Raw genomic sequence first — 16229 nt, 5'->3', positions numbered from 1 at the left:
TCAAAATTTGATTTTGACTCTTATAAAATACTTTTAACCTAATAAATAACATTTTTGCTACAATAAAATACAAGCAAGTTTCCTAAAAGTTTTCGTGCATTTGTTGCAAGTCTTTTATTGCATTTAATTTATTGAATTGCAATTGTTGTTTGATTTTTATTTTGGGCATTTTGCAAGTCTTTTATTGATAAATTAAATAAATGCGGCATTATCGTATCCCAATCCCGCTTTTGCAAAAACATCTAAATTGACAAAACGAAAAAATATTTACTAAATAATTCAACAATGCCAACAACAACCAAGAACCAAACCTAAATATATTTTTCAATGCTCAATTCCGGATTTGAAATCCCAATTCAATCCTAATTTTTATTTTTTTAATTTTCAAAACATTTCAAGAAATTATTTTCATCTTTAATTATGAATAATTTCCAAATTACAAACTGGAGGTTCCAAGTGAATGACATTAAATTTTTTGCTTTAGGAGGACTGGGCGAAAGTGGAAAAAATTTTTACGTCTTGCAAATTAACGAATCTTATTTTTTACTTGATGCTGGACTAAAATATCCCAATACCGCTCTTTATGGCATCGATTCTATGATTGCTGATTATTACAAATTACAAGATATCAAAGACAAGATTAAAGGCGTTTTTTTATCATCAGCTTTTGAAACCAATTTGGGTGCCTTGCCTTACTTGATGAAAGATTTTGATATCCCTGTTTATGCTTCTTATTTTACGATGCAAGTTCTAAAAGCGCATTTTCAAAGTCATAAAATTAATTACCGCAATTTTAATCTACAAATCGTTAAAAGCGATGAAAGACTTATTTTTGATGATGTGGCAGTGGCTTTTTTTGCTACATCGCAATTGATTCCTGAAACATTGGGAATGGTTTTTCAAACTAAACGAGGTAGCATCGTTTACTCTGGCGACCTTAAATTATTGCATTCTAAAAATAAATTTTTTCAAACTAATTTTACAAGATTAGCTCAATTAGCACAACCCAAAGTACTTGCCTTTTTGCCTTCTTGTCGTGGGGCTTTTAGCACATCTGCGCATAATAATGATGCATCGAGTTTTGAGCACAAATTGAATAACTATTTTAGCAATCACTTGCTTAAATCCGAAGGTATTATTGTTATTCCTTCTTTGATGCCTGATTTGTTAAAAATTCAATCCATAGTGGATTTGGCATGTAGACTTAATTTTAAAATAACTTTTTTAGGTAGAAAAAGTGAAAAAATTATTGATATTGCTTTGAAAAAAGGTTTTTTAAAAGTGCCTTCCTTCAATTTAGTGGAATTAAAAACACTAGAAGACTCCAAAAAACATCCAAAATTAGTTGTCTTTGTGCTAGGTAAACATTTTGAATCTTTGTTTCATTTGCAAAAAATGTGTCAAAAAACAGACACTTTAATTCATTTAACGCCCCAAGATTTAGTGTTGTTAATGTCCAAAGAAATGGCAGGAATTGCCAAAATGCAATCTCAAACCCTAGATCTTTTGTCACGCCACAATATTCAAGCCCATGTTTTGGTAAAAGACCTAGACGCTTGTTCCAATGATTATGAAAAAACCCTCAAATTGATGCTTAATTTTTTAAAACCTCAATACATTATTCCTGTTATGGGTGAATATCGTCATCAATATCAAGTGCAAAAAATTGCCCAAAGTTTAGGATTCAAACTCAACCAAACTTTCTTGTTAGAAAATGGCAGTATTTGGCATTGTGACCCACAAAAAGATGCCTTTGCCGAATCTAATACTGGCGTTCTTACAGAAATTTTAATTGATGGTACTCCCGTTATTGGTGGGCAAGATTTTATTATGAAAGACCGTGAACTTTTAGCAGCGGATGGAGTTGTAATTGTTGTTGCCAATGTTAATGCTAAACACAAAAAAATAGTAGGTGCTCCACAATTAGTAAGTAAAGGCTTTTTGGCAGATTCTGAAACTAGTCATATTTTTCCTAAGTTAAAAGCTATTTTTGATGAAAAAAGTGAAATTTTTTTGAAAAAAAAGTATCTTAAATGGAATGATTTCAAAAAAAATATTAGAGAATCATTAGTTAAATTTTTATTCAAAGAAACTAAAAAAAGACCTATTGTTATTCCTATTTTCATTAGTGTTAAAAGTGAATAAAACGAATAATAAATACAAATAAATACGATACAAAATAATAAGAAAGTTGTCAAAAAACAATAATTCAATATAAAAAAGTTAATTTATTGTTGTTGTGCCTTCCTTTTGTTTTTTGCTCTTTTGTTTTTTCAATTTGACCAATCTGACAATTTATTTTTGTATTTTTCATTTTTGCACTACTTCACCCCAAATAAACCCTAATTACAACCAACTAACATCTATTTTTAATACTAATTTCTTTTGATATTTTAATTATATTCCAAATATTTTTCATTACCAAAAACCTTTATATGGCAAATAATTGGCATCCCTAAAGCAAATTAAAGGAGAATGATGTGAAAATAAAAGTTGCAACCACTTCTACTAGTTGTCTCGATTATTACTCGCATTCTTGTGATATTGACATTTTTAGAATCAAAATTTTAATCGACGATCAAGAATATATTGATGGTAAAACCATGAAATACGATCAATTTTATCAAATGTTTAAAAACAACCCTGATTTTATGCCTAAAACTTCGCAAGTATCGGTTGGCGAAATGGTAGTTTATTTTGAAAAGTTAGCTTTACAAGGTTATCAAAAAGTTTTTGTAACTACGCTATCTTCTGCTTTAAGCGGCACTTATAATGCTATTATTCAAGCAGGAAAAATGGTATCAGATAAAATTGAGGTACACTGTTATGACACTAAAACTGTCTGTTTTTGTGAAGGTTTTTTTGCCCTAGAAGCTTATCGTTTATTTGCAGAAGGCAAATCCCTAGAACAAGTTGTTAAGCATTTAGATTTCATTAAAGAAAATAATACCATTTTTTTTATGACCAAAAAGCTTACACAATTAATTAAAAATGGACGTTTAGTAGGAGTAAAAAGTTTTTTGGGGCGCCTTTTGAGAATAAATCCCATTTTGCAAGTTCAACAAGATGGCAAAATTGCCTTAATTAAAAAGACTTTAAGTTCCCACAAAGCACTTTTAGCCATAACTTCTAAAATCAAAGAATATACCCAAAATCATGATTATCAAATCCATTTAATTTTTACAGGGCACCCTGAATTAAAAAACGAGTTTCAACAAGTTTTAGAAACCCAATTAGGCTTAAAAAATTTAGTACAAATCCCTTTAACTCCTGTTGTTGGGTGTCATGTAGGAGACAGCGCTATTGGAGTAGGAATTATTAGAAAACCTAAATTTCAAAAATAGTACCATTTTCCATTATTATAGTTTTTGCAAAATTGAAAAATAGTATAAATATTAATTCTTGCTCCTTAATTCTTGCAAAATGTATTTTTTGGGTTCCTGCACGACTGTATTTCTACACCAAAATATCGCAATAATACATATTTTGCAAATATTTTTCATAAAACAATTTTATTATTTGACTTTTTGGCTCAATGTTGGTATAATAATTATTGGTTAAAATTAAAAAAACTTTTGAATAACTTATTTTATTTTGATGCCACTTTAAGAGATTATTTTTATTTGTGCTTTATGATTTATTCCAAGGTATAAATAAAAAATATTAGGCCCGTTGGAGAAACGGTTAACTCACATGCCTTTCACGCATGCATTCACGGGTTCAAATCCCGTACGGGTCACCAATTTGATAAAAAAGCACCCATAGCTCAATTGGATAGAGCATCTGACTACGGATCAGAAGGCTAGGGGTTCAAATCCTCTTGGGTGTGCCATTAAAACATCATAAATGCAATTAACGGGAAGTAGCTTAGCTTGGTATAGCGCCTGGTTTGGGACCAGGAGGTCGCGGGTTCAAATCCTGCCTTCCCGACCATTCCTTAATTAACTATCTATGCGGGCGTCGTATAATGGCCATTACCTTAGCCTTCCAAGCTAAAGACGTGGGTTCGATTCCCATCGCCCGCTCCATTTATTATTCCCCATAATAAATATAAAATAAAACTATAAACTAAAAAGTTAAACCGCTTATTGATGAGATAAGCGGTTTAACTTTTATTATATATTAACACAACAAAAAAAGCTGCAACAAATTGTTACAACTTTTCTTTCAAACTATTAAATTATTTTTTTAGTCTTAAAAAAATCATACATGCGGTCTTCATCAATATGAGGGCTTACAAAATTAGCAATATTTTTTAAATCTTCTATTTTGGTATTTCCCATAGTAATTGCCACATCAGCTAATTTAAGCATTTCAAAGTCGTTGGGACCGTCTCCCATACAAATTAATTGATGATCGGGATAAAGAGCCTTAATTTGCTTAATTCCGTATGATTTGTCTATTTTTTGATACATTATATCAACAAAACCACTATCCCAAAAGTAAGCTTTTAATTGGGGCATATCTTTTAAAAATTGTTGTATCTTTTCTTTATCGTTTTCTTTTTCATGTAATAATACCATTTGATAAACTTTTTGTTGCTCAAAAAAAGCATCATTTAGAACTAGTTTTTGTTCCCCTTTAAAACTGTTAATATTGTTGAGTGTTTGGTCGTTTTGTAAATCTATGGCAAAAATTTGGTCCAAGGTAAAAAGAGTTAAAGCAACTCCATTTGTAGCAGCTGCTTTTTTTACTTGCATAACATCTTTTTGGTCAAAACAAACCTCATTAAGGACTTTTTCTTCTTGCGTCTTTTGTGATTGCATTGTAAGAGCGCCGTTGCACAAAACTAAATATTTAAATAAAGGTCTTAATTCTTTTAAAACTCCTAATCTAGCATAACTTCTGCCTGTAGCAATTCCTAAAACTACATTAGGACCTTGTGAAAGCTCTTTGATTAACGCTTTTGTCTGAGGCAAAATAGCTTTATTTTTATTACTTCTTAAAGTGCCGTCAATATCAAAAAAAATTAGTTTTTTCATAAACTTTATTACCTATTTTCTTTATGAATATAATTTATAATGTCTTTTTTGCTAAAAATATCAATTTTATACAATAATTAATTACAATTATTGCTTATATTATACTATAATATAGGTAGTAATAATCGTTAAAATAGGAAACCTTAAAAGTTTTTTATTGATTTTAATGAGATTTAAAGGAGAATAATTTTTATGAATAATTTAGACCCAAAGATTAATAACTATAATTCCGATGTTTCTTTCTTTGCTTTGGGAGGGCTTGGCGAAGTTGGGAAAAACATGTATGTTTTTGAAATTCACAAGCAAATTTTTATTGTAGATTCAGGGATTTTGTTTTCAGATGATTTTTTGTTAGGAGTCAATTACGTCATTCCCGATTATGATTATTTATTGAAAAACGAATCGCGTATTGTAGGGCTTTTTGTTACTCACGGACATGAAGATCATATTGGAGGCATTCCTTATTTGCTTAAAAAAGTGCGTATTCCTAAAATTTTTGTCTCAGGGATTGCATATTATTTGTTAGAACATAAATTAGCAGAGCATAAAGAAATTGGCGCCCTGCCCAAAATAGAAAAATACAGCCATGATACCAAATACGAATTTAGCCATCAAGTAAATGTGTCTTTCATCAGACTTAACCACTCTATTCCTGACACTTTTGGGATCGTTTTTAACACCAAATACGGCAATATTTTTTATACTGGGGATTTTAAAATTGATTATACTCCAGTAGGTCCAGAAGCGCAATATGATAAATTAATCAAGATTAAACAAGAAGGCGTTTTGTGCCTGCTTTCTGATTCTACTAATGCCGAGCAATCTGGGTTGGTCCAATCCGAAAGTACTATTGGGGCTTCCATTAATGAACTTTTTGTAAATATTGCAGACCGCATCATTATTGTTACTTTTGCTTCTAATTTTTACCGCATCAAACAAATTGTAGAAGCTGCTATTCAGACTAAAAGAAAAGTTGCAGTGTTTGGGCGCAGCATGGAAAAAGCTTTGGAAATTGGCAAAAAACATGGCTATCTTAACATTCCTGAAGGCACCCTTGTCACAAGTAATAACATTCACAAATATCGCGATATTATCTTGCTTTGCACCGGCTCACAAGGAGAGCCCTTAGCAGCTTTAAGCAGAATTGCTAACAACACTCACAGACAAATTAAGTTAAGTCCCAAAGATACTATCATTTTTTCTTCTTCTCCCATTCCTGGCAACCAAGAAAACATTAATAAAATTTTTGATTTACTTTTCAAAAAAAATGTTAACGTCATCACTCACGGACCTTTAATTAACACTCACGTATCAGGACACGGTAACCAAAATGACCTGAAATTGATGCTTTCGCTTACCAAGCCTAAATATTTTATTCCAGTTCACGGCGAACATCGCATGTTAATTGCACACAAAAATTTAGCTCTAGAATGTGGTATTCCAGAAAGTAATATTTTTATTTTGGAAAACGGACAAATGGTAAACTTAGCTCCTGAAAAAGCTGCCATTACCCAAAAAATGAATGTAGGCAACGTCTTTATCGATGCTTCTGGAATAGACGATGTGGGCAATGCCATCCTAAAAGAACGTCGTAGTCTGAGTGAAAAAGGCTTATTTTCTGTTGTTATGAGTATTGATTTAAAAAGAAAAAAAGTCCTTAATTTACCAACAATTGTTTCTCGTGGCTTTATTTATATGAAAGATAATCAAGAAATGATTAAACAAATTTCTTATGATATTAAAAATAGTATTGAAACTGCTATTAAACAAGATGAAGTGCAAAAAGAGACTTTAAACAAAATTATCGTTGATTATCTTGCCTCTAAAATATACGGAATTACTTTGAGAAATCCAATTATTATTCCTATTATTTTGACAGTTTAAAAGTAGTTTATAGCATTTTTTCATTATTTTCTTATTTCCATTATTTTAAAAAACCATTTTCAAAACTATTTGATTTTTTACAATGATATCTTTTTTTGCAAATAGTGCACCAAATTTATTTTATTATTTATCGAATTATTTTTTTATTCCAAATTTATTTCGATTTTTATATTAACACCGTTTTTTAATATTAAAATTTTTTATTGAACAACAATAAATAACTTTTTTAAAAAATAAAACGGTCTCTTTTTTAAATATTTTGGGATCATTTTAATAACTTTTTACCCTTTTTATTCTTTTTTCTTTTCTTGCATTGATTTTCCTTTTGTTTTTCCTTTTAGTATATGCAGATGTTGCATTAAAAAACATTTTGCCTTTGGATTTGCCTTAGGATTATAAATATTTTTCAAAATTAAACCATTATTTAACTAAAAAACAAACCTTCTACATTTTATAACTCAAATTAATTATAATTTAAAATTTTTAATAGCACTATTACATTTTAAAAATAAAATATAATATTTTTAATATATGAATATCGCATTTTTGCACGCCAAAATTCATTCATTAATTTATTTTATCAAAGGAGAATTGCATAAATAATTATGGTAATTGTTTATACGAGTTTTAGTTGTGTTTCTTGTAAAAAAGTTAAAAAATGGTTAAAAGCTCATGGGGTAAGATACGAAGAGCGTAATTTGTTAAATTATAAAATGCAACCACAAGATCTGGATTTAATTTTAAAAAATTGTGATTATGGGTTTGATGATATTATTTCGCGACGTTCCAAAATTTTTAAAGAAAAACAAATAGATTTGGAAACTATCAACACCGATAACATCAAAAAAATTATTATTGAAAATCCTGAAATTTTAAAAAGACCTATCATTATTAAAGATCAAAAAATTTAAATTGGGTATAATGAAGAAGAAATTCGTATTTTTATTCCCAAAAAACTGCGTTATTACTTGATGGAAAATAATGTTAATTTTTATAAAGATAAAGAAAATAATCAATATGAAACAGTATTGCAAAACTTTTTTAAAAACCATAAATAATGAAGAGCAATATTTTTGTTGCAAAAAGTCTCTTATCATTTGCAAAGTTTCTTTTATCATAAACAAACTCAAGTTTAAAAACAATATTTGCCCCTTTCCATTTATAAATTGGCTATTTATAAAAGATGTAATTAAAAAAATAAACTAAGTTGCAAGTTGCAAGACTTTCAAAAAGCAATTTTAATCAAAAATAATTTTGCAAAAATAATTTTCAATTCAAAGTTAGAATGTTTTTCAAATATTCTAATTTTTTTTATATAAATTGCAAATATTAGCTTGTTATTTTATCTTTTTTCAGTTTATTGTGATATATAATAAAAGAAGTGATGACAAATTTTGGTCTTTTTTGCAAAACCAAAGACAACAAAAACTGCCAAAATGCAAGAAATATTAAGGAGGTATTAAGTGATGTCAAATTATAGTTTCAAATTGAACAACAATCAAGTAGCAACAATTAAAAAATTCTACTACAAACAATTAAAATTATCACCTAATAAAACGGTTGCTTTTGTTATAGATGATTCTTTGGCTAAAATAACAGTTTATAATAACGGAACTTTGTTAGTGCAAGGAAAAAATACCTTATCTATCGTTGCTTTTATTAAAAAAATATTGCAAATGAAAACAGTTAGCGATAATAGCGAAATAAAAGAAGTTAGCCATTCATTAGTCAAACAAGTCCCAACGTTAAAAACTAAAAGCAATGCAGGGACAAATTCATTTTTGCCACTTTATAACAAAAAAACTTATTATCTTCCATCCATTGGTTCTGATGAAGTAGGTACAGGAGATGTTTTTGGTCCTGTTATTGTTTGTTGTGTTTACTTGACTGCTAAAAATATTGTTTTTTTGCAAAAATTAGGAACTATTGCCGAATCCAAAAAAATCTCAGATGAAAAAATAATGCAGCTAGCTCCTTTAATTATGAAAGAAGTTATTTATTCTGTTAAAATAATGATGCCTTTAGAATACAATCAAACAATCAAACAATGTAATCTCAACAAAATTAAGGCTTTAATGCATAACGAAGCAATTAAGCAAACCGTTTTAAAAGCTTCTCCAAATGTTCCTGTCATTTTGGATCAGTTTTGTTTTCCTAAAAATTATTTTAATTATTTGCAAGACCAAAAAGCCCAAAATGAGTTTTATACAAAGATTATTTTTGAAACTAAGGCTGATAGTTCTTATTTTAGTGTTGCTGTGGCTTCTGTTATTGCTAGATATCTTTTTTTAACACAAATAGCAAAACTTTCTAAGCAAATTAATTCCAAATTGCAATTAGGAGCAGGCAAATTGGTAGATTTGCAAATTGATTTGATAGTAAAACAACACGGATTAGAGATTTTGCCTCAAATTGCTAAGTGTAATTTTAAAAATATTGTGCGCAAAATGGAATAAATTTATAATATTGGTGCTTAATTGCAAGTTTATTTATCCAAAAACACATTTAAAGGAGTTTTTATGTCAACTATTTTTACTAAAATTATCAAAAAACAAGTTCCTGGTTATCTACTTTATGAGGATAATTTAGTAGTTGCTTTTTTAGATATTACCCAAGCGACCAAAGGACACACTTTGGTGGTGCCTAAACAAGAATATCGTGATATTTTGATGATGCCCGAAGATGTTTTTGCCCATTTGTTTAAAGTGGTACATCAAATAAGCAAAGTATTAATGGATGTTTTTCAAGCTCAGGGAATCAATTTATTAAATAATAATGGCAAAGTAGCAGGGCAGACTGTTTTTCATTATCATGTGCATTTGATTCCTCGTTTTGATGAAAAAGAAATTAATTTGGTTTTTAAAAATAATGCTTCTTTGATGTTTCCTCAAGATTATGAAAAAGTTCAAAAAGCTATTTTAGCGCATTTGAATAAATAAAAAATATATTGTTAAGGAAACATAAAATAAATATATTGCTGTCTTGCTTTTTTTGATATAAAACCTTTACAAAATATTTATATGGGTTTTTATGGGTCTTTTCTAACTGTTTCATTTATTTAGACAACTTAATATTTTAATATAACATTTAAGACCAGCTTAATCGTTGGTCTTTTTTGTTTATAAAATGGCACAATTATTAACTTATAATAAAAAAACCAAACTATTAAAATAGTTTGGTTTAATCATAGATATGTAATTGGAAGCAAAAATTATCTTTTGCGAGTTACTTTTAAGAAATGATAAAAAAATTTGTCAAATAAATGATATTCTTCTAAAATTTGAAAATCGTTTTTTAATAGCCATTCTTGAAGATAATCTTGATTGCTTTGTGATCCTAATATAAAATGTTTGCTTTTATCAGGACTTTTTTCAAGTATTTTAGTAATAGCATAAGTTCCCATACCACAAATTAGGGCAAGATCAAAATCTTGGCAAATGTTTTGGAATCCGTCACTTAAACAAAAAGTAACTGGATAGCAAGCAAGGTTTTTTTGGGCTTGAAATAAAGGTTTTAATCTTATATCTGCTGCAATTGCTTGTTTGATATAGCCTTGTTGAAAAGCCTTTTTGAGTACTAAACCATGATCTGTTCCGATGTCTACAACGGTGTCATAATTTTTAGTAAGAGACACAATAAAAGGGATTCGTTTCATTTTATTTGTGGTTGTGGTACAAACTTTTTAATTTGCTTTGTTTAGCTGGAGTTCTGAGTCGTCTTAGAGCTTTGGATTCAATTTGGCGGATTCTTTCTCTAGTAACTCCAAATAAAGTGCCTACTTCTTCTAAAGTGTGGGTTTTGCCATCTAAAAGACCATAGCGCATTTTTAATACTTTTTCCTCGCGGTCAGTTAAGGTATTTTCTAGGACTTCATCTAAAAGCTTTTGAGTTACTTCTTTCATCATGTATTCGTGGGGGGATAAAATGTTGGGATCTGAGATAAAATCCCCCAAAGAAGTTTCGTCTTCTTCGTTTTCTCTTGCGGGAGCTTCCAAAGAGATGGGTTTTTTTTCAATATATTGGATGCTGCGAATTTTTTCAGCAGAAATATTCATTTTGTCGGCTAACTCTTCAACTGTAGGTTTTTTCTTAAGTTTTTGAGTTAATTTGCGAGTGCAAAGTGCCATTTTATTAATAGTTTCTACGATGTGGACAGGAATTCGGATAGTTCTTGCTTGATCGGCAATCGCTCTTGTGATGGCTTGTCTAATCCACCAAGTAGCATAGGTAGAAAATTTAAATCCTTTTTGATAATCGAATTTATCTACTGCACGCATTAAGCCCATGTTGCCTTCTTGGATTAAATCAAGAAACAAAATGCCTCTTCCAATATATCGTTTGGCAATGGAAACTACTAATCTATAATTGGATTCTACCAAAATATCTTTGGCGCGCCTTGCTTGTTCGATTTGGTCATGTGCTTCTTGGAGTTGTTCTTCGGATAATTCAATTTCTTTGGTTTTGTGCTTGGCAAGCTTTTGTTTGGCTTGTTTTCCTAAAAAAACTAAAATGGATTTTTTTTGTTCTTCTGCTATCGAAAGCAAAGGGATTTGACCAATTTCTTTTAAATACATGCGAACTGAGTCATCCATTTTAATATCAGAATGGATTTTAGAAATTTCTTCTTTAGAAATTTTTTCATCTTCGTCTTCTTCTAATTCTATGAGTTTTTCATCTGATATTAAGTCCTCTTCAGAAATGTCAAAATCTTGGATGTCTTCTTCTGAGTCTTGTGTGTTGTCTTCATCTTTGTTGTCATCTGTGTTTTCTAAGTTTGCATTTGTTAATTCGGAATCAAGGTCAGTAAAATCATCATTGGTGGTGTTTGTTTGGGGGTGCGTATCATTTTGATTGGGGTTTTCATTTAGAGATGGAGCTACTTGTGTTTCGCAAGAAATAATTTGAATCCCTTGTTCTTTTAGGTTTTGTGCTATTTGTTGATATGGTATTTTTATGTTTTTATTTTGCAAAAAAGACATAATTAATTGAGATGTTAGTTTTTGTTCGCTTCCAGCTTGCTCATTTAAAGTTTTGATTATGTTATCGAATTCCATTTATTAACTCCCTTTTTTCTTTTTTTAATTAAAATTTGGCTATGAACTTGTTTTGATTTTGGTTTTTTGGATGATTTGTTTTTTAACAAAATATATCATTTACTAATTCGCTTAATTGTTGTTGTAATTGTCTTCTTTCTTTTTTGAGCTTGTCTTTCTTTTTTTGTAATTTGTTTTTTTCAGTGTTATCTATTGGAAGTAATTTATCATTTAACTCATTTATTTTTTGTTGTTTTTGTTCTATTTTGTCGCGGATTTCTAATTCTTTTATATAATTGTTAAATATTTTGCCTTCTTTATCTTGTAAAAGAGGGCGCTTTTCCATTTTAAAAAAATGATGTTTTTCGATAGATGTTAATAAATCATCAATATTTTCTTTAAATGCGGTTTTTTTGATTTCTTCCCAAGGAATACAAGTTTGTTTAGGATTTTTCTTGTAATAATTTTTAATATAGTTTAGCAGACAACTGCATTGCAAGTCATCAAAACCGGGGGTTTTTTTGATGGTGGCAAATGTTTTGGGGTTTTGGGTTTTGAAAAAAGCAGCATTTAAAAGCAATTCTATGATGATTTCTATTTTAATGTCAAATTTGGTTAAATTTAATTGTTGTTTGTTATGAGCAATGTAAGGAGGTTTTGGGGCTTTGTTAATGGAGACTTGAGAATTAAGGTTAACTGTTAGTTGATATGTTTTTTGTAAGTATTCTTGATAAAGCATTTTGATTTCAAAGCTTGAGGATTGGAATAGTTCTTGTAATTCTTTTTTGGTTTGGGCTTTGTTGTAAGAATCCATTTGTTGGCAAATCAAATCCACTTTCAAAGCTAAAAAATCCTTTAAATTATCATTTAGAAGGTGTTGGTATTTTTCGGGTCCTTCAGTTTTGATGTATTCATCGGGGTCTAGATTATTGGGAAAATCTACTATTTGGACTTTGAAGTGGTTTTTTTGGAGAAAGGTTCCAATTTCTAAAGTAGCGGTTTTTCCTGCTTTGTCGCCGTCATAGGCAATAATTATTTTGTCGGTGATTTTTTTTAATAGTTTGGCATGATCCAAAGTAAGGTTGGTTCCCATGGTAGCAACTACGTTTTTGAATTGGGCTTTGAAAGATGCCATAACATCAAAAAAACCTTCATGCAAAATGACTTTTTGTTTTTTTCTGATTTCAGCTTGGGTTTCGTAGTATTGATACAAAGTTTCGCCTTTTTTGAAAATTATTGTTTCGGGACTGTTGAGATATTTAGGCATTTGATCATCTAGACTGCGGCTGGAAAAAGCAACAATTTGGCCTGATTTGTTAGTAATGGGAAAAATGAGTCGGTTTTTGAAAAAATCATAAAAGTTGCCGGTTTTGTCGTCTTGATTGATGAGACTTAATTTTTTGAGGTCATCAGGGTCAAATTTGGTACCTTCCATTAAATAACGTGATAAATGGGAAGCTTTGGGAGCATAACCTAATTTAAAATGTTTTATTATGTCATTGTCAAAGCCTCTTTTTTCTAAATAATTGAGGACTTGTTTGTTGTGTTTTAATTGATGGGAATAAAAATCTGCTGCTTCTTGCATGATGTTGTAGAATTTTTGGTATTGATGGGTGCTTTGTTGGGGTAGGGAAGTAGCAATGCCCAAGCGGGTTGCCAGTTCAAAAATGGCTTGATTTAAAGGGATGTTTTTGATGCTTTTGTAAAAAAAAACAGGATTACCGCCTTTTTTACAAGACATACAAACTCCTATATTTCTTTCAGGAGACACAGAAAAAGAAGGCGTTTTTTCATCGTGAAAAGGGCACAACCCCATGTAATTTTTGCCTGATTTTTTTAATTGTACAAATTCTTGAACTAAATCAAGGATAGGCATTTTTTCATTGATTTGATCAATTAATTGTTTGTTATCTTGCATTTTGATCCGTTATTTTAAAATAATTTTTTCTTGGATGTATTTTTTGGCTTCTGCTAGTAAAAAGGTTTGTTGTTGGGCTGTGTCACGGTTTCTTAAAGTCACTGTGTTGTGGGTAAGGGTTTGGTCGTCTACAGTGAGACAAAAAGGAGTACCAATCATATCTTGTCTGCGGTATCTTTTGCCAATACTTTGGGTCTCATCGTAACAAACATCAAAATGTTTGGCTAAATACTGGTGGATTTCTTGGGCTTTGGCGCTGTGTGTTTTTTTGATTAATGGCAAAACAGCTACTTTGTAAGGTGCTAAAAAAGGGTGAAAAGTAAGGATTTGCCTTGTTTCGTTGGAGGTGCTTTCTTCGTGGTAATTGTTAATTAGAAAAGCAAAAAATAGTCTTTCTATTCCTAAAGAAGGTTCGATAACGTAGGGTAAAATTTTTTGTTTGGTAGTTTCGTCAAAATAAGTAAGATCTTTTTTGGAGTGTTGTTGGTGGGTTTTCAAGTCGAAGTTTGTTCTGGAAGCAATCCCCCAAAGTTCATCAAAACCCCAAGGAAATTTGAATAAAATATCGCAAGTTTGTTGTGAATAATGGCTGAGGTTTTCTTTTTTGTGATCTTTAAATGTTAAATTTTGCGGGTTCATACCCAAAGTAATTAAAAAATCATACATTAAGTTTTTCCAGTGGTTAAACCAATGGGCTTCGGTGCCTGGTTGGCAAAAAAATTCTAGTTCCATTTGTTCAAATTCACAAGTACGGAAAATAAAGTTGCCAGGTGTCACTTCGTTGCGGAATACTTTTCCAATTTGGCAGACTCCAAAGGGAAGTTTTTTTCTGGTAGTTTTTAAAATGTTTTTAAATTGGATAAAAATTCCTTGTGCTGTTTCAGGTCTTAAATATAGAGGTTTGGAGTTTTCCAAAATGACTCCTTGATGGGTTTTAAAAAGCATGTTAAAAGGTCTGATGGGTGTCCAGTTGGAAGTTCCTAAGACTTGGTTTTTGACTAAATAGTCATGCATTTGTTCGTAGGACCAACCGCTAATATCTAACTGTGGATTGTGGCTTTCGATGAGTTTATCAGCACGAAATCTCTTGTTGGTGTCTTGATTTTCGGTAAGGGGATCCGAAAAAGAATCCAGATGACCTGAGGCTTTCCATACGGTAGAATTAAGTAAAATGGATCCATCTAACAAAACATTATTGGGTTGTTCTTGGACAAATTTTTGCAACCAAGCTTTTTTAATGTTGTTTTTTAATAAACTGCCTAAAGGACCATAATCCCAACTATTGGCAAGTCCTCCATAAATTTCACTGCCTGCAAATACAAATCCTGTTTGTTTGGCTAATGAAATAACTTTGTCTAAATGTTGCATCCCAAAGCTCCTTTTTGTTGTTGGTGTTGAGGTTTTGATTTTTGCGTTGTTTTTTTTTTTTTTTGATTTTGTTTTTTTGAGTTTTTTCAATTATAATTATTTAATATCCAAAGCGACTTAATAAATCTTTTTGGTTGCGCCAATTAGGATACACCTTGACCCATAAATTAATGTGAGTTTTGATTTGCAAATGGCAATTGAGGTCTTGGCGAACATGTGTTCCTATTTGTTTGAGTTTGGAGCCTGCCTTGCCAATTAAGATTTGTTTTTGAGAGCTTCTTTCTACCAAAATCAAGCCCCAAATTTCTAATAAATGTTCTTTTTGTTCCATTTTTTCAATTATTACAGCTGAGGCGTGAGGGATTTCTTCGTGGACATAATAAAGGACTTTTTCGCGGATTATTTCTGCTATCCAAAGTTCTTTTTTTTGATCAGTAATCATGTCTTGCGGATAGTAAGCGACCCCTGGTTTGATATTTTGATAGATATTTTCTTTTAAAAAAGTGGTGTTTTTGGCTTTGATAGCAGAAAGTGGGATTACTGTTTGAAAAGAAAAATGGTTTAAATAGCTTAAAATAATAGCATCAATTTGGCTTTTGCTCTTTAAACGGTCAATTTTATTGATGACTAAAAAAACTGGTTTTTTGGTTTGGAAAATCATTTTTAACAAAGTTTCTTCTTTGGGATGATAAAAGGAATCTGTTAAAAAGAGAATTAAATCAACATCTTTGATGCTTTGAAAAGCGATGTTGTTCATTTTTTGGTTCAATAAATGTTTATATTGGTTAATTCCTGGGGTGTCTACAAAAATATATTGGGCGTTAGGTTCGTGGCAAATGCCAATAATTTTGTGGCGTGTTGTTTGGGGTTTGGCGCTTGTGATGGCAACTTTTTGTTGGGTTAATGCGTTTAGAAGAGTTGATTTGCCGACGTTTGGGCGTCCCAAAATAGCAATAAAACCAGATTTAAAATCCATGTAAGTCCTCAATTTCTTAGTTATTTTTTTGTTTTTCTTTTTCCTTGTTGTTGCTTGTGCGGGTTTTT

Annotated in this window: 12 protein-coding genes and 4 tRNA genes; 10 read left to right on the top strand and 6 right to left on the bottom strand. The window is 30.5% G+C overall.

The genetic code is table 11. From position 1 onward, the window contains the following. The first annotated feature begins 456 nt into the window (after positions 1-456). The 6 genes from QN326_RS03490 to QN326_RS03465 all read left to right on the top strand — a co-directional run bounded on the left by QN326_RS03490 (position 457) and on the right by QN326_RS03465 (position 4028). A complete protein-coding gene (locus tag QN326_RS03490) occupies positions 457-2145 on the top strand; it encodes a ribonuclease J (RefSeq protein WP_238568761.1) in 1689 nt (562 codons plus the stop codon). A 335-nt stretch (positions 2146-2480) separates the two neighbouring features. Continuing rightward, positions 2481-3344, top strand: coding sequence for a DegV family protein (locus QN326_RS03485; protein WP_034172012.1), 864 nt, complete (start codon positions 2481-2483; stop codon positions 3342-3344). Positions 3345-3666: 322 nt separating this feature from the next. Continuing rightward, positions 3667-3742, top strand: a tRNA-Glu gene (locus QN326_RS03480). Between the two features lie 13 nt (positions 3743-3755). Next, a tRNA-Arg gene (locus QN326_RS03475) sits at positions 3756-3832 on the top strand. A gap of 24 nt (positions 3833-3856) precedes the next feature. Next, positions 3857-3933, top strand: a tRNA-Pro gene (locus QN326_RS03470). A 20-nt stretch (positions 3934-3953) separates the two neighbouring features. Then, positions 3954-4028: transfer RNA gene (locus QN326_RS03465), tRNA-Gly, on the top strand. A 147-nt stretch (positions 4029-4175) separates the two neighbouring features. On the opposite strand, the gene QN326_RS03460 is transcribed toward QN326_RS03465, so the two are convergent. After that, the gene (locus QN326_RS03460; RefSeq protein WP_342386495.1) at positions 4176-4982 is read right to left on the bottom strand and encodes an HAD-IIB family hydrolase; all 807 of its coding nucleotides are present in this window, start codon (positions 4980-4982) and stop codon (positions 4176-4178) included. A 192-nt stretch (positions 4983-5174) separates the two neighbouring features. On the opposite strand from QN326_RS03460, the gene QN326_RS03455 reads away from it, so the two are divergent. The 4 genes from QN326_RS03455 (at position 5175) to QN326_RS03440 (ending at position 9805) form a co-directional block, all read left to right on the top strand. After that, entirely contained in the window at positions 5175-6866 is a 1692-nt protein-coding gene (locus QN326_RS03455; RefSeq protein WP_342386494.1) for a ribonuclease J, read from the top strand. A 605-nt stretch (positions 6867-7471) separates the two neighbouring features. After that, positions 7472-7777 (top strand): Spx/MgsR family RNA polymerase-binding regulatory protein, encoded by a 306-nt coding sequence (locus QN326_RS03450; protein WP_225904421.1) that lies wholly within the window; start codon positions 7472-7474, stop codon positions 7775-7777. Between the two features lie 555 nt (positions 7778-8332). Next, complete coding sequence (gene rnhC, locus QN326_RS03445) at positions 8333-9322, top strand: ribonuclease HIII (RefSeq protein WP_342386493.1); 990 nt, start codon at positions 8333-8335, stop codon at positions 9320-9322. A 63-nt stretch (positions 9323-9385) separates the two neighbouring features. Then, positions 9386-9805: an HIT family protein gene (locus tag QN326_RS03440; RefSeq protein WP_034171969.1), complete on the top strand. Its 420-nt coding sequence runs from the start codon at positions 9386-9388 to the stop codon at positions 9803-9805. Positions 9806-10077: 272 nt separating this feature from the next. Here the strand turns inward: QN326_RS03440 and QN326_RS03435 are convergent, their stop codons facing one another. From QN326_RS03435 to era, 5 genes are all read right to left on the bottom strand, one after another. Continuing rightward, positions 10078-10521 carry a class I SAM-dependent methyltransferase gene (locus QN326_RS03435; RefSeq protein ID WP_342386492.1) on the bottom strand — a complete coding sequence of 148 codons (444 nt, stop codon included), beginning with the start codon at positions 10519-10521 and terminating at the stop codon, positions 10078-10080. A gap of 1 nt (position 10522) precedes the next feature. Further along, entirely contained in the window at positions 10523-11920 is a 1398-nt protein-coding gene (gene rpoD, locus QN326_RS03430) for an RNA polymerase sigma factor RpoD (RefSeq protein ID WP_342386491.1), read from the bottom strand. A gap of 82 nt (positions 11921-12002) precedes the next feature. Beyond that, complete coding sequence (gene dnaG, locus QN326_RS03425; RefSeq protein ID WP_342386490.1) at positions 12003-13817, bottom strand: DNA primase; 1815 nt, start codon at positions 13815-13817, stop codon at positions 12003-12005. 9 nt (positions 13818-13826) lie between these two features. Continuing rightward, positions 13827-15185: a glycine--tRNA ligase gene (locus QN326_RS03420; protein ID WP_342386489.1), complete on the bottom strand. Its 1359-nt coding sequence runs from the start codon at positions 15183-15185 to the stop codon at positions 13827-13829. Between the two features lie 100 nt (positions 15186-15285). After that, on the bottom strand, positions 15286-16161 hold the full coding sequence (gene era / locus QN326_RS03415) for a GTPase Era (RefSeq protein ID WP_238568780.1): 876 nt from the start codon (positions 16159-16161) through the stop codon (positions 15286-15288). Positions 16162-16229: the final 68 nt, after the last annotated feature.

The sequence above is a fragment of the Candidatus Phytoplasma asteris genome, assembly GCF_038505995.1.
Lineage (GTDB): Bacteria > Bacillota_I > Bacilli_A > Acholeplasmatales > Acholeplasmataceae > Phytoplasma > Phytoplasma asteris.
This window is presented reverse-complemented; position numbering and strand designations above follow the sequence as displayed.